The organism is Bradyrhizobium sp. 149 (assembly GCF_023073915.1).
GTDB lineage: Bacteria > Pseudomonadota > Alphaproteobacteria > Rhizobiales > Xanthobacteraceae > Bradyrhizobium.
Genome location: NZ_JADPKK010000019.1, coordinates 229,077 through 242,355, shown reverse-complemented (window position 1 = coordinate 242,355; position 13,279 = coordinate 229,077). Strand labels below are relative to the sequence as shown.

Below are 13,279 nucleotides of genomic sequence, written 5' to 3'. Positions count from 1 at the left end.
GCGCTACCGCTCCCGCGGATTGACGTTGGGCTCAAACGGCGCCCCGACCACCCGAACCTGTGTCGGCGCGGTCACGTCGATCGGCGTCCTTTCGGCCATCTGCCTTGCCGGAGCCCGCCCCAGTGTCGGCTCGAACAGCGCAACTGCGCCAGCCACGGCGCCACAGCACAGCGTGACCGTCGACAGCAGAAACATGTTTCGGTTTTCTTCCCTGATCCGCATGGACGGACAACGGCTGACGCCGGCGACCGGTTCCGGGCCGGTTCCTATCAGGTCGCGCCCGCAGGGCGGAGGCTTACGCCAGGCTTACCCGGAGACCCCAAAAGGTTGTTTTTCCGTAATGCTGCTCGGGATATCTGGCATCAAATCTTAACGTCCACCAGTTCCAATGCACGCTGCTGGGAATATGCTTCGGCGGAAAATCGTTGGGACGGCTGCAATGAGCGTTTTGAACAATCTGAAAATCGTCTGGAAGGTCGCGCTGATCGTGGCCGTAATGGGCTGTGCCATGGTCGCCGTGGCCGGCTTCGGGACGCGCGAACTCTCGGCGACCGTCGACGGCTTCGCCGAGCTCTCCGCAGCGCAATCCTCGGCGCTCAACCTGACACGGGCCCAGCGCCGCGCGGAGACCTATCATGCCGCGCTCTATGCGGTCTTCACCGAGGCGACGGAGGCGGGCAACGCCAACCGCCTCAAGACCGCGACCCAGAATCGCGACGAGATTCGTCAATTCCTGGAGGCGGCGGAGCAGGACGATCCGACGCGTGCGAGCCAGATCAAGAGCATCGGCGACCAGTTGAAAGCCGTGTTCGCCGGCTGCGATCCGGTGCTGAAGGCAGGCTCGCTTGCCAGCAGCCCCGAAGAGAATGCAAAGGCAGCCGAACGTGCGCACAAGGAGTGCGATCCGGTGATGGATGCGGCCCTGGGGCGCATTGCCCAGTTCGTGGGCGAAACCGCACAGGCGGTCGCCAAGCGCAAGGACGCCCTCAACCGCGACGCCAGATCCGCGACCTGGACCGTGATCGGCGTCAGCGCCGGCGGCCTGGTCCTGGGCATCGCGATCGCGCTGTTCATCGGTCTCAACGCGATGTCCCGGCCGATTGCCCGCCTCAAGCTCGCCATGGAAGGTCTTGCCCGCAACGATCTCAAGACCGAGGTGCCCGAGAAGGACCGGCGCGACGAGATCGGCGACATGGCCAGGACCGTCGAAATCTTCAAAACCAACGGCATCGAGGTCGAGGGCCTCAAGGCTTCGCAGGTCGAAACCGAGAAGCAGGCCGCCGAGCAGCGCAAGCGCGATATGGTCAACCTTGCCGATGGCTTCGAACGGGCGGTCGGCGAGATCATCGAGACGGTGGGCTCGGCGTCCACCGAGCTCGAAGCGTCGTCCTCGACGCTGGCCACCACCGCGCAACGCGCGCAAGAGCTGACCTCGGTCGTCGCGGTCGCGTCGGGCGAAGCCACCAGCAACGTGCAGTCGGTTGCGACGGCCACTGAGGAGCTGTCCTCCTCGGTCAACGAGATCAGCCGGCAGGTGCAGGAATCCGCACGCATGGCGGGCGAGGCCGTCGGCCAGGCCCGCACCACGACGGTGCGCGTCAGCGAGCTCTCGGTTGCCGCGACGCGCATCGGCGCCGTCGTCGAGCTGATCAACACCATCGCCGGCCAGACCAACCTGCTGGCGCTCAATGCCACGATCGAGGCGGCACGTGCCGGCGAGGCCGGCCGCGGCTTTGCGGTCGTTGCCGCCGAGGTGAAGACGCTGGCCGAGCAGACCGCGAAGGCGACCGGCGAGATCAGCCAGCAGATTTCCGGCATTCAGACCGCGACCCAGGAATCCGTCAACGCGATCCGCGACATCTCCGCGACGATCGAGCGGCTCTCGGAAGTGTCGTCGACCATTGCCGCGGCGGTGGAGGAGCAGGGCGCCGCGACCCAGGAGATCTCGCGCAACGTGCAGCAGGCCGCCCACGGCACCCAGCAGGTCTCCACCAACATCACCGACGTGCAGCGCGGTGCGGCCGAGACCGGCTCGGCCTCCTCGCAAGTGCTGTCCACCGCCAAGACGCTGGCGACCGACAGCAACCGGCTGAAGGACGAAGTCGGAAAATTCCTCCGGACGGTGCGCGCCGCGTAGTTCTGCGCGGCGGCGTTCGTCCGCAGCGGCTCCTATCCTGCCAGCAGGAAACTGAGCGCGAGTACGAGCAGCACGGCCGTCATGACGACGGCCGTCGCCGCGCCGGCGGCGATCCTGGCCCTTTCTTTGGCGGTGGTCGGGCGCATCGTTGCTGCAATCTACCTCATGTTGAACTCTGATCCGATCTGTGGTCAGTAGCCGCGCCCGCGACGCGCGCGGCCAATATGCATTCCCGAAGGTCGCCCCATGAACGACGATGTCAGCGACGGCTGGGCCGAATCCGCGATCGCCTGGATCGTCGAGCAGGGCGAGGACGGCGACTATGGCCGCCGCTTCGTGCTGGACGCGCCGATGCGGGCGCGGATCGAGGGGCGAGGCTTCCGCAATGCGCTCGACGTCGGCTGCGGGGACGGGCGCTTCTGTCGCATCATGCAGCGCGCCGGCATCCGCACTACTGGCGTCGATCCGACCGAAGCGCTGCTCGCGCGTGCCATGGAGTTGGACCCGCAGGGCGACTACCGGCTCGGCCGAGCCGAAACAATGGAGGTGGATGCCTCCTATGACCTCGTCGTCAGCTATCTCAGCCTGATCGACATACCCGATCTCGCTGGAGCTATCGCGAAGATGGCGGCAGCGCTGCGGCCGGGCGGTACGCTGCTGATCGCGAACCTGACCAGCTTCAACACCGCCGGTCCGCCCGAGGGCTGGACGCGTGACGGCGATGGCGCCTTGCGCTTCATCATCGATCATTACATGGACGAGCGGCCGACCTGGGTGACTTGGCGCCGCATCCGAGTTCAGAACTGGCATCGTCCGCTCAGCACCTACATGACGCTGCTGCTGGATCACGGACTCCAGTTGCGTCTGTTCGTCGAGCCGCAGCCTACGGGCGGTGATCCCGACAGAATTGCCCGTTACCGCCGGGTGCCGTTTTTCCACATCATGGAGTGGCAGAAGCCGGCTTGAGGGACGAGGCCGGCGATTTCGGACGCGAAGCCGAACTGCTAGTGTGTTCGCGACGGAATCTTGATTTGGGGTCCGCCCTATGATCGCCGATCGACCATCCGTGCTCGCCCACGAGCGCTTCGTCGCCGATCGCGAGAATTTTGCCGGCCTCGATCTGGCCGCGCGGTTCGAGCGGATCGAGCAGACGAACCTGTGGGGCGCCGCCAGTTCGGTCTCCGGCCTCGGCTCGGAAGATCTGGCGACGGCTGCGATCCGGGATGAGCTGCCTCCACTGCTGCAGCGGCTCGGCGCGCGCTCGCTGCTCGATGCGCCCTGCGGCGACGCTGGCTGGATCGGCCGCGTGAAGCTGGATCTCGACTACACCGGCATCGATATCGTGCCGTCGCTGATCGCGGCCAATCGCCGGCGCGTGGCGGGCGGCGAGCTGTCCGGCCGGTTTCTCGTTGCCGACATCACGCGCGATGCGCTGCCGCGCGCGGATGTTATTCTGTGCCGGGACTGCCTGGTGCATTTGAGCTTCGATAACATTGCCCGTGCCGTTGCAGGCTTTCGCACGAGCGGCGCGCATTTCCTGCTGGTCACGACGTTCCCCGAATGGGACGGCAATCGGGATTGCGAGGACGGCGACTGGCGGGCGTTGAACATGGAGAGGGCGCCGTTCGACTGGCCGGCACCGCGCGCGCTGATCAACGAGCGTTGTGATGAGGGCGGTGGCGGCTGGCGCGACAAGAGCCTCGGGCTGTGGCGGCTGGATCAATTGTAGCCCGGATTGCGCTCCCTTTGTCTGGACCATGGAACCGGCCGACTCACGAGGGAGGAGTGAATCCCGATGATCCATGCCCGATGTCGTTGCGGCGCTCTTGCGCTGTCGCTTCCGGGGCCATCAGACCTCGTCGTTGCCTGCCATTGCATCGACTGCCAGCGCCGAACTGGCGCGCCGTTCGGTGTTGGTGCGTTCTATCCGGCGGAGGACGTCACGATCTCGGGAGCGGCGAAGGAGTACGTCCGGACAGCCGCATGCGGCGGTAAGGTCCGCAGCTATTTTTGTTCCGACTGTGGTTCAACGGTCTATTGGAAAGCAGACAATCTGCCTGCGATGATCGGTGTTGCTGTTGGTGTGATCGCAGACCCGAATTTTCCCGCTCCGATCAAATCGGTTTTCGAACGATCTAAACATACCTGGATCGAGATCTCCGGCGCCCAGCATTTCCAGCAGAGCAGCGTCCAGAAGAATTCGGACTGAGGGCTCCCGCGTCAAGAGCTGGTGCCGGCTGAGGGGATTGAACCCCCGACCTTCGGTTTACAAAACCGCTGCTCTACCGCTGAGCTAAGCCGGCGACGCCTGGAGAAGCGGGCAGGGCCGGCGTACGCCGGGGCCGTCCGCCCGTGCGCGCCGCAATACCAGACTTGACCGGAAAGTGCCAGAACCCGCGATCCTCGACCCAACATGAATCAGGCGGCCCGCAAGAGCCGCCTGATCAGTCACTTTCGTCAAACCGCCTTACTGGCAGATGTGCCGGCGGCCGTCGTCGCCCTTGAACCAGGTGCCGGGGGTGCAGACGAAGCCGTTGCGTTGGGCATAGCTGCGGGTGTCCCACCCACGATTGTCCCAGCGATTGTCATAGGCGTAGGCGTCGTTGGTGGCACGGAACGGGGCCGTTGCGATTGCGCCCGCAGTCCCGATGGCTGCGCCGGCCACGCCAGCGGCTGCTCCGACCGCGCCAGCGGCGACGTCGGTCGGCCAGAAGCCGGTGCGGCTCCTGTTCCAGTCGTTATTCCAGTCGCCATTGCTCTGGCGATAGGACACGCGGCGATGCCGATAGCCGCTGTCGGTGTACGGATTTCCCGGTCCGACGTTCTGGCAGTTGGCGTTGGGGAATTGCGCCGCGCAACGGCCGGGATTGGTGATCACCGCCTGCGCCATGGCAGAGCCTGCCACCAGGGTCGCCGCGACCGCCGTGGCTCCGAGAAGTTTGATATTCATGATTGTTTGGCTCCCGTTTTGGTTGACGGGAGCTAAACGCCGAAGACGCCGGACGTTCCGGTGAAACCGGCGGATTTTCGCGGCTGGATAGTCAAACGGATGTGAGCACGCGCCATGGTTTCGGACCGCAGAGTCCGGCGGCGTTAATGCTTCGCTAGTTCGCTTTGCAGCATTTGAGCGGCGCGCAATCCTTACACATTAGCCTTACCGGCATTTGGTGAGAGGGCCTTAACCCTCTCTGCGGCGCTCTCGGGTAGGTTGTCGCCGGATAATTGGGGTCCCGCTTATGCGCGCTGTGGCGCTCGCTGCCTTCCTGATCGGACTACCCGCGACGGCGTTTGCCGGCGGCGGTTTCGATATCGTCGTTCCCGGCCGCCCGGGCGTGCCCATCATCATCAACAACATCGACGCGTCCTATAGCGTCATCGAGGGGACCTGGGGCCTGGGGAAGAACGTTCAGGTGCAGCCCACGATCTATGGCGGGCGCTATGTCGCCGAGCGCCAGCCCACCGATGTCGGCCACTACTACCCGACGCTGGGCCTGCGGCCCGGCTATGGCCGGCTCGAGGTCGAGCCGCCCGCAAACCGCAAATTGCCCAAGCCCGCCGAGAGCTATTACCAAAGCTGGGGCGCGCAATCGGCGCCGCTGCCGCCGCAGATGGACGTGCCCGTCAATCCGCCGCCGGTGATCCTCGCGCCTGAGATCAACGACCACCCGCGGCGTCCTCGGCCGCGGCCGCGTGCAGAGCTGCCCGGCAGATCGCCGGGTTAAGAAACGAAAAAATCCAACAAACGAAAAATCAACAGGAGAGAGTAATGCGTCAGATGATTTCGGGACTGATTGCGGCGGCTGCCGTGATGTTCACCGGGGCCGCGCCCGCCGCGGCCTGCGGCTTCAATCCGTGCCAGCCGGTCGCGCCGGTCTATTCCGGCTGCAACACGGGCTGCGGCGGCTATGGCTACGGGGCCGGCTACGGCTATGGCGCCTATGAGCGTCTCGCCGAGCCCACTACGCAATATTACCACGTCAACCAGGGGCCGACCTACACCGGCCCAGGCGCCTTCGCGCCGTATCCGACCTATCGTGAGGACGCAGTCGTTGCGCCCGCCAATTACGGCTACGGCCGTGGCTACGGTTACGGCAACGGCTATGGCTATCGCGCCGCCGCGGTCGAAGGCCCGGCCGCTTATCCCTACCAGCGTCCGTATTACCGCCCGTATCGCTATGGCTATGGCCCGCGTCAGGGCTATCTGCCCCGCGTGCACTATGGCTACGGTCCGCGCTACGGCTACGCCCGTCGTTACGCCCCGGCGCCTTACTATGGCGGCCACCGCGTGCTGCGCCGCTACTACTGATCTCTGATCGATTGAACAACGAGACGCCCGTCCGCGCGATGCGGACGGGCGTTTTGTTTTGCTAGCGCTTCATCAGCCCGAGCCGGCTCGCGCCGACATAGAGCGAGAGCACGGCGGCATTCGAGACGTTGAGGCTCTTGATCTCGCCGGGCATGTCGAGCCGCGCCACGACGCTGCAGGTCTCGCGCGTCAATTGCCGCAGACCCTTGCCTTCCGCACCCAGCACCAGCGCGAGCGGCTCGCGCAGGGTGACCTCGGAGAGATCCGCGCTGCCTTCACTGTCCAGCCCGACGGTCAGGAAGCCGAGCTCGTTCAGCGTGGTCAGTGCGCGGGCGAGGTTTTGCACTGTCACCATCGGGACGAGCTCCAGCGCGCCGGAGGCGGCCTTGGCCAGCACGCCGGTCGCTTCCGGACTGTGGCGCGCGGTGGTGACGATCGCCTTCACGGCGAAGGCCGCAGCCGAGCGCAGGATCGCGCCGACATTGTGCGGATCGGTGATCTGGTCGAGCACCAGCACCATTCCGTCCTGCGCCAAATCCTCGATGTCGGGCGAGGGCAGGGGATCGGCCTCGGCGAGCAGGCCCTGGTGCACGGCGTCGGGCGAGAGCAACCGGTCGATCTCCTGGGGCCGGACGATCTCGGGCGTGACGCGGGTTGCGAAGTTTTCGTCCGCGAGGCGCTTCGCAGCGTTCTCGGTCAGAGTGAGCTTCCGGATCTGCCGCTGGGGGTTGGCGAGCGCCATGGTGACGGTGTGCCAGCCATAGAGGATGACGGGCCCGTCGGGTTGCGAATCGCGGTCGCGCCAGACCGGCCGGCCGGCCGATTTTCCGGGTCTGTTGAAGGGCTTAGACCCGCCGCGGGGCCCCCTTGGGGTGAATTTTCGATCCTTCATGGGCTCGCTTGTGTCACGGGTCCCGGAATATGGCAATTTGGGTGGCTTCGGCGGCGATTTTAGCTGTTCGCCTCGGTTGACTTTACCCCATCGCTTCGCCGATAACCGCGCCCGGTCGCGCCCCCATCCGGGCTGTCGCGGCCTTCACGTTCCATGGCCGTCTTCGGTCGCCGGCAAGGTCCGGCCCGATTGTGCTGCCGTCGAGCGGGGGAGTGTCCCGAGTGGCAAAGGGAGCTGACTGTAAATCAGCCGCCTTATGGCTTCGCAGGTTCGAGTCCTGCCTCCCCCACCATCCTGCTTCGCGCTGACGCGCTTCGCAGGATTGCAGCCTCTAACTGCGCGAAGCAGGATGCCCTCCGAAGCCTTGGCGAAGGAGGGCGGCATCGTGCACTACGTCTATCTTCTGGAAAGCGGCGCGTTGGGCGGTCAGCGCTATGTTGGTCTGACGACAGATCTCAAAAAGCGATTGGCCGATCATAACGCAGGCAAATCTCCGCATACGTCCAAATACATGCCTTGGCGGCTGGTAACCTATGTGGCATTTTCCGACATCGAGAAGGCTAGAGCCTTCGAACGCTACTTGAAGTCTGGCTCGGGCCACGCGTTCGCGAAGAAGAGACTCTGGTGAGCGAAAGGGGAAGGCGGACTTTCTCCTCACCCCATCATCTCCCGCACCATCGGCACCACCTTCCGCCCATAGAGCTCGATGCTCTTCATCAGCTTCTCGTGCGGCAACGACCCCGCCGAATACTTCAGCTGAAAGCGCGACATGCCAAGTGCCTTTGCCGTCTTGGCGATCTTGCGCGCGACCGTCTCCGGCGCGCCGACATAGAGCGAGCCGTGCTCGGCCTCGTTCACGAACTCGTCGCGGCCCATCGGCGGCCAGCCGCGTTCCTTGCCGATGCGGTCGCGCATCGCCTTGTAGTCGGGCCAGAGTTCCTCGCGTGCCTGCTCATCGGTCTCGGCGACATAGCCGGGCGAATGCACGCCGATCGGCTGTGCCGGGCGGCCGAACTCCTTGAACGCGCGATGGTAGAGATCGACGAAGGGTGCGAAGCGCGCGGGATCGCCGCCGATGATCGCGAGCATCAAGGGCAGATCGTAATGCGCGGCGCGCACCACCGATTGCGGGCTGCCGCCGACGCCGATCCAGGTCTTCAGCGTGCCGTTCTCGACCGGGGGATAGACCAGCTGACCCTTAAGCGGCGGACGCAGCTTGCCTTCCCAGGTCACCGGTTTCTGCGACCGCAGTGCTGCGAACAGGTCGAGCTTCTCCTCGAACAGCGCCTCGTAGGCCCGCAGGTCGAAACCGAACAGTGGAAAGGACTCCGTGAACGAGCCGCGCCCGAGGATCACCTCGGCGCGCCCGTTCGAGAGCGCGTCCAGCGTGGCAAAGCGCTGGAACACGCGGATCGGATCGTCCGAGCTCAGCACCGTCACGGCCGAGCCGAGATGGATCCGCTTGGTCCGCGACGCGATGGCGGCCAGCACGGTCTCCGGCGAGGAGATCGCGAAGTCGGCGCGGTGATGTTCGCCAAGGCCGATGAAGTCGAGGCCGAGCTCGTCGGCCAGCACCGCTTCGTCGACGACGTTGCGGATCACCTGCGCATGCGGAAGCATCGTGCCGGAGGCGTCCCTGGTGACGTCGCCAAAAGTGTCCAGTCCGAATTCCAGCGGTGCGGTCATTGATGGGATCTCTGCGGCGCGGCTTGCGCGCCTGTCAATGTGGGAGGGGATTGCTTTACGTTGCAGCTAGGCAGTGCAGACCGCTGCAACAATGCTGCTTCGAGAAACCCACGGTTTCCGCATTTTCATCGTGACGGCCCTTGCGCCCGCGGCTTCAGTCGGACCTGGCGAACGTCTCGACCAGGGTCTCGCGCAGCCAGCGCTGCGCCGGTACGGTGTCGTTGCGCTGATGCCAGAACAGGCTGACGATGCGCGGCGGCGCCTTGAGCGGAATCGGCATGGCGTGCAGGAACGGCGCGTGGCGGGATTGCGAGCGCAAATCGCTTGGCAGCACAGCGATCAGGTCGGACTGGCGCACGACCTCGTAAGCGGCGCCGTAGTGATTGACGGTCGCGACCAGGTTGCGCGACAGCCCGCGCGAGGCAAGGAAGAGGTCGTAGGACGGCAGGGTCTTGCCGGCGAGGCTCACATCGACGTGCCCGGCATTGAGGAAGCTGCGCGTGCCCAGCCGCTTCATCGCCGCGAGCGGATGGCCGCGCCGCATGAAGCAGGCGTAGTCGACGGTCCACAGCGAGCGCGAGCGGATGGCGGCCGGCTGCTGCGCCTCGTTGACATAGACGCTCAACACGCAATCAACGCGATTGTCCTCGAGCTGATCGGCGATTTCCAAAATGGTGTTGGGAACGGTGTGGATGCGCGCCTTGGGCGCGACCTTGCCGAAATGGTTCAGCAGGTTCGGCATCACCAGCGAGGCGACGTAATCCGACATCGACAGGCTGAACTCGGTCTGCGCACGGGCGGGATCGAACACCTGCTCGTCGAGCGCGCCGCGGACGCTTTCCAGCGCCTCGCCGATCGGCCCCCACAGCACCACGGCGCGCTGGGTCGGACGGATGCCGGTGCCGGACCTGACGAACAGGGGATCGCCGAGCGCGTCGCGCAGGCGCGCGAGCGCGTTGCTGACCGCCGGCTGCGTCATCAGAAGCGCGTTGGCAGCGCGCGTGACGCTGCCCTCGGTCATCAGGGCCTCGAAGACTTTCAGCAGGTTGAGGTCGAGCGAGCGGAACGACAGAACATTCACCACAGTGATGTACTAGATCATGATTATAAATTATGACGATAATATCTCTTTGTCTATGGTTCCCAGGGATGAGCGGAGTGCCGGGCCGCCAGACAGAGGGGGACTTTCATGTCGATGATCTCGGCGCGCATCGAGCGCCTTCCATTCGCGCGCTTCCATAAGCATCTGCTGCTGATGGGCGGGCTCGGCTACATGTTCGACGCGATGGATGCGGCGGTGCTCGCCTTCATCCTGCCGGTGCTGCGCACGGCCTGGAATCTGTCGAGCGTGCAGATCGGCGTGCTCGGCAGCAGCACCTATATCGGCTTCCTGTTCGGCGCCTTGCTGGCGGGCACCCTGGGCGACCTGATCGGTCGCCGCGCGGTGATGATGTCGGCACTGGCGCTCTATTGCGCCGCATCCATCGTCAGCGCGGCCGTTGATACATGGCCATCCTTCTTCGCCGCCCGGGTCGTCGCCGGCATGGGCACCGGCGCGGAGAGCGCGATCATTGCGCCCTATCTGGCGGAATTCGTCGCACGGCGTTACCGCGGCAGCTTCACCGGCGCGCTGGCCGGCTTCTTCTCGTTCGGTTTCGTCGCGGCGGCCTTGCTCGGCTACTTTATCGTTCCCGCCTATGAGAACGGCTGGCGCATCGTGCTGGTCATCACCGCCGTGCCGGTCGTCATGCTGTTGTGGTGGCGCCGGGCGCTGCCGGAATCGCCGCGCTGGCTGGAAAGCCGGGGCCGGGAGAAGGAAGCCGAAACCGTGCTGGACAGGATCGAAGCCGGCTTTGTGAGCCAAGGCCATGTCCTGTCGCAACCGGTGGTCGAAGCCACGGCGCCTGCCGGGACCGGTGGGACGCTGCTTGCGAATTTTGCGGCGCTCCTCGCCGGCCGCCAGGCGCGCATCACCATCATGACCTGGATCATGTGGCTAGCGATCACGTTCAGCTATTATTCCTTCTTCGTCTGGATCCCCGGCCTTCTGGTCCAGAACGGCATGAGCATCACCAAGAGCTTCGCCTATTCGATCGCGATCTATTGCGCGCAGATTCCCGGCTATTTCAGCGCCGCGTATTTCAACGAGCGCATCGGCCGGCAGGCGACGATCGCGACCTACATGGTGCTCGGCGGCGCGAGCGCGCTCGGGCTCGCGTTCGCGCAGAGCGACCAGCACATCATGGTGGCGGGAATCTTGCTGTCCTTCTTCATGAACGGCACTTACGCCGGCGTCTATGCCTACACCGCCGAGGTATTTCCGACGTCGGTCAGAACCACCGGCGCCGGGCTCGCCTCCGCGATCGGCCGCATCGGTGCGATCGTGTCGCCGATCCTGGTCGGCTATCTCTATCCGAATTTCGGCTTCGCCGGCGTGTTCGGCCTCACCACAAGTGTGCTGCTGTTGGGCGCGCTCACCGTGGTGCTGATGGGGGTGCCGACGCGCGGCCGTTCGCTGGAAGAGATTGCGGCGGGCGAAGTCGCATGAGGGAGACGAAACGCCGATCCGATCCGCTGCTCTGCGCTGTGGCAGCCGCGCAGGGCAGGGCGGATCAGCCGAATGCCCTGTTCTCGGCGCTGGACGATGCCCTGAAATCGGCGATCGGACACAAGCTGTTCACGATCCTCACTTATGACGACGACACGAGGGAAGCAGCGCGGGTGTATTCCAATCTCCCCGGACCGTACCCGGCGGGCGGACGCAAGCGCCTGGCGCTGGGGCCGTGGACCGAGGCCGTGCTCGACCGCGGCGAGGCTTATATCGGCCGCACCCGGGACGATCTGCGCGAGGTGTTTTCCGATCACGAGCTGATCGCCTCGCTCGGCTCGCTCAACCTGCTCCATGAGGCAGGCTGGTACGGCGAGGACGACGTCGCTGCGTGTCTTCCGTTCGCCCAGCTCACCTTGCCGGCACTGCTTGCGCCGGCCCATTTTTGACAGGACGCCGCGATGGCCAGCATCCTCTTCAAGAACGCCGCGCTCCTCGATCCGCTTCAGCCGGACCTGCTGGAGGGACATCACGTCCTGGTCGAAGACAATTCGATCAAGGAGGTCTCGGACCGGCCGATCCAGGTCATCGCCGACCGCACCGTCGATCTCAACGGCAAGACGCTGATGCCCGGCCTGATCGACCTGCATGTGCATGCGATCGCCGTGGAGCTCAACCTGGCGCAGCAGGTGCACATGCCGAACGTGCTGGTGACGCTGCGCTCGACGCTGCTGCTGCGCGGCATGCTGCGGCGTGGCTTCACCACTGTCCGCGACGCCGGTGGCGCCGGCCATGCGCTGAAGCAGGCGATCGAGACCGGTCTGACCGACGGTCCGCGGCTGTTCGTCTCGGGACGTGCGCTCAGCCAGACCGGCGGGCACGGCGACATGCGGGCGCGCTCCGACTACCTCGCCAGCGACGCACCGTGTCCGTGTTGCGTGCGCGTCGGGGCGCTGGCGCGCGTTGCCGATGGTGTCGACGGCGTGCGCAAGGCGGCGCGTGAGGAGCTCCAGATGGGCGCGGACCAGATCAAGATCATGGCCTCCGGCGGCGTCGCTTCACCGACCGACCCGGTCGGCGCCTTCGGCTACTCCGAGGACGAGATCCGCGCCATCGTCGAGGAGGCGCGCGGCCGCCAGACCTATGTGCTCGCCCACGCGTACACCGCTGCCGCGATCGAACGCGCGGTGCGCTGCGGCGTACGCACCATCGAGCATGGCAATCTGGTCGATGCTCCGACCGCGGAGCTTATGGCCGAGAAGGGCGCCTATGTGGTGCCGACGCTCGTCACCTACGAGGCGCTGGCCAACGAGGGCGCCCAATATGGCCTGCCGCCGGAGAGCGTCGCCAAGATCGCCGATGTCCGCGACGCCGGCCTGCGTTCGCTCGCGATCTACCGCGACGCCGGCGTGAAGATGGGATTTGGCAGCGACCTGCTCGGGCCGTCCCAGCGCCTGCAGAGCGACGAATTCCGCATCCGCGCCGAAATTCTCGGCCCGCGCGCCGTCATCGCCAGTGCGACGTTGATCGGCGCCGAGGTGCTCGGCATGGAGGGCAAGCTCGGCCGCATCGCGCCCGAAGCCATTGCGGACCTGCTCGTGGTCGACGGCAATCCGCTACGCGATGTGGCCTGCCTGCTCGGCCAGGGCGAACACATTCCGCTGGTGATGAAGGCGGGCAAGGTCCAGTTCGATCGGCTGGGCGCGTAGC

General features: G+C 65.5%; 15 protein-coding genes and 2 tRNA genes. 11 read left to right on the top strand and 6 right to left on the bottom strand.

The window, feature by feature from the left end; all coding sequences use genetic code 11:
* Positions 1-3: 3 nt before the first annotated feature.
* Positions 4-195 (bottom strand): hypothetical protein, encoded by a 192-nt coding sequence (locus IVA88_RS12810; protein WP_247497613.1) that lies wholly within the window; start codon positions 193-195, stop codon positions 4-6.
* Positions 196-439: 244 nt separating this feature from the next.
* Between IVA88_RS12810 and IVA88_RS12805 the strand changes: the two genes are divergently transcribed.
* The 4 genes from IVA88_RS12805 (at position 440) to IVA88_RS12790 (ending at position 4,346) form a co-directional block, all read left to right on the top strand.
* Positions 440-2,137, top strand: coding sequence for a HAMP domain-containing methyl-accepting chemotaxis protein (locus tag IVA88_RS12805; RefSeq protein ID WP_247497612.1), 1,698 nt, complete (start codon positions 440-442; stop codon positions 2,135-2,137).
* A gap of 246 nt (positions 2,138-2,383) precedes the next feature.
* Positions 2,384-3,103, top strand: a complete 720-nt coding sequence (locus IVA88_RS12800; RefSeq protein WP_247497611.1) for a class I SAM-dependent methyltransferase — start codon at positions 2,384-2,386, stop codon at positions 3,101-3,103.
* Positions 3,104-3,182: 79 nt separating this feature from the next.
* Positions 3,183-3,866, top strand: coding sequence for a class I SAM-dependent methyltransferase (locus IVA88_RS12795; RefSeq protein WP_247497610.1), 684 nt, complete (start codon positions 3,183-3,185; stop codon positions 3,864-3,866).
* A gap of 66 nt (positions 3,867-3,932) precedes the next feature.
* On the top strand, positions 3,933-4,346 hold the full coding sequence (locus IVA88_RS12790) for a GFA family protein (protein ID WP_247497609.1): 414 nt from the start codon (positions 3,933-3,935) through the stop codon (positions 4,344-4,346).
* A gap of 19 nt (positions 4,347-4,365) precedes the next feature.
* Here the strand turns inward: IVA88_RS12790 and IVA88_RS12785 are convergent.
* A tRNA-Thr gene (locus IVA88_RS12785) sits at positions 4,366-4,440 on the bottom strand.
* 164 nt (positions 4,441-4,604) lie between these two features.
* Positions 4,605-5,087 carry a hypothetical protein gene (locus IVA88_RS12780; RefSeq protein ID WP_247497608.1) on the bottom strand — a complete coding sequence of 161 codons (483 nt, stop codon included), beginning with the start codon at positions 5,085-5,087 and terminating at the stop codon, positions 4,605-4,607.
* A 286-nt stretch (positions 5,088-5,373) separates the two neighbouring features.
* Between IVA88_RS12780 and IVA88_RS12775 the strand changes: the two genes are divergently transcribed.
* Together IVA88_RS12775 and IVA88_RS12770 are read left to right on the top strand one after the other, a co-directional pair.
* Positions 5,374-5,859, top strand: coding sequence for a hypothetical protein (locus tag IVA88_RS12775; RefSeq protein WP_247497607.1), 486 nt, complete (start codon positions 5,374-5,376; stop codon positions 5,857-5,859).
* 44 nt (positions 5,860-5,903) lie between these two features.
* Positions 5,904-6,443, top strand: coding sequence for a hypothetical protein (locus IVA88_RS12770; protein ID WP_247497606.1), 540 nt, complete (start codon positions 5,904-5,906; stop codon positions 6,441-6,443).
* 61 nt (positions 6,444-6,504) lie between these two features.
* Here IVA88_RS12770 and rlmB read toward each other — a convergent pair whose 3' ends face one another.
* Positions 6,505-7,335, bottom strand: coding sequence for a 23S rRNA (guanosine(2251)-2'-O)-methyltransferase RlmB (rlmB, locus tag IVA88_RS12765; protein WP_247497605.1), 831 nt, complete (start codon positions 7,333-7,335; stop codon positions 6,505-6,507).
* Positions 7,336-7,541: 206 nt separating this feature from the next.
* Between rlmB and IVA88_RS12760 the strand changes: the two genes are divergently transcribed.
* Positions 7,542-7,627, top strand: a tRNA-Tyr gene (locus IVA88_RS12760).
* A gap of 93 nt (positions 7,628-7,720) precedes the next feature.
* Positions 7,721-7,963, top strand: a complete 243-nt coding sequence (locus IVA88_RS12755) for a GIY-YIG nuclease family protein (RefSeq protein WP_247498007.1) — start codon at positions 7,721-7,723, stop codon at positions 7,961-7,963.
* A 26-nt stretch (positions 7,964-7,989) separates the two neighbouring features.
* Here the strand turns inward: IVA88_RS12755 and IVA88_RS12750 are convergent, their stop codons facing one another.
* A complete protein-coding gene (locus tag IVA88_RS12750; RefSeq protein ID WP_247497604.1) occupies positions 7,990-9,021 on the bottom strand; it encodes an LLM class flavin-dependent oxidoreductase in 1,032 nt (343 codons plus the stop codon).
* Positions 9,022-9,175: 154 nt separating this feature from the next.
* The gene (locus IVA88_RS12745) at positions 9,176-10,102 is read right to left on the bottom strand and encodes a LysR family transcriptional regulator (protein WP_247497603.1); all 927 of its coding nucleotides are present in this window, start codon (positions 10,100-10,102) and stop codon (positions 9,176-9,178) included.
* Between the two features lie 108 nt (positions 10,103-10,210).
* On the opposite strand from IVA88_RS12745, the gene IVA88_RS12740 reads away from it, so the two are divergent.
* From IVA88_RS12740 to IVA88_RS12730, 3 genes are read left to right on the top strand one after another with little or no spacing between them, the layout of a single operon-like run.
* A complete protein-coding gene (locus tag IVA88_RS12740) occupies positions 10,211-11,569 on the top strand; it encodes an MFS transporter (RefSeq protein WP_247497602.1) in 1,359 nt (452 codons plus the stop codon).
* Complete coding sequence (locus tag IVA88_RS12735) at positions 11,566-12,018, top strand: GAF domain-containing protein (protein WP_247497601.1); 453 nt, start codon at positions 11,566-11,568, stop codon at positions 12,016-12,018. The genes IVA88_RS12740 and IVA88_RS12735 overlap by 4 nt, the downstream gene beginning before the upstream one ends.
* Before the next feature lie 12 nt (positions 12,019-12,030).
* Positions 12,031-13,278 (top strand): amidohydrolase family protein, encoded by a 1,248-nt coding sequence (locus IVA88_RS12730; RefSeq protein ID WP_247497600.1) that lies wholly within the window; start codon positions 12,031-12,033, stop codon positions 13,276-13,278.
* Position 13,279: the final 1 nt, after the last annotated feature.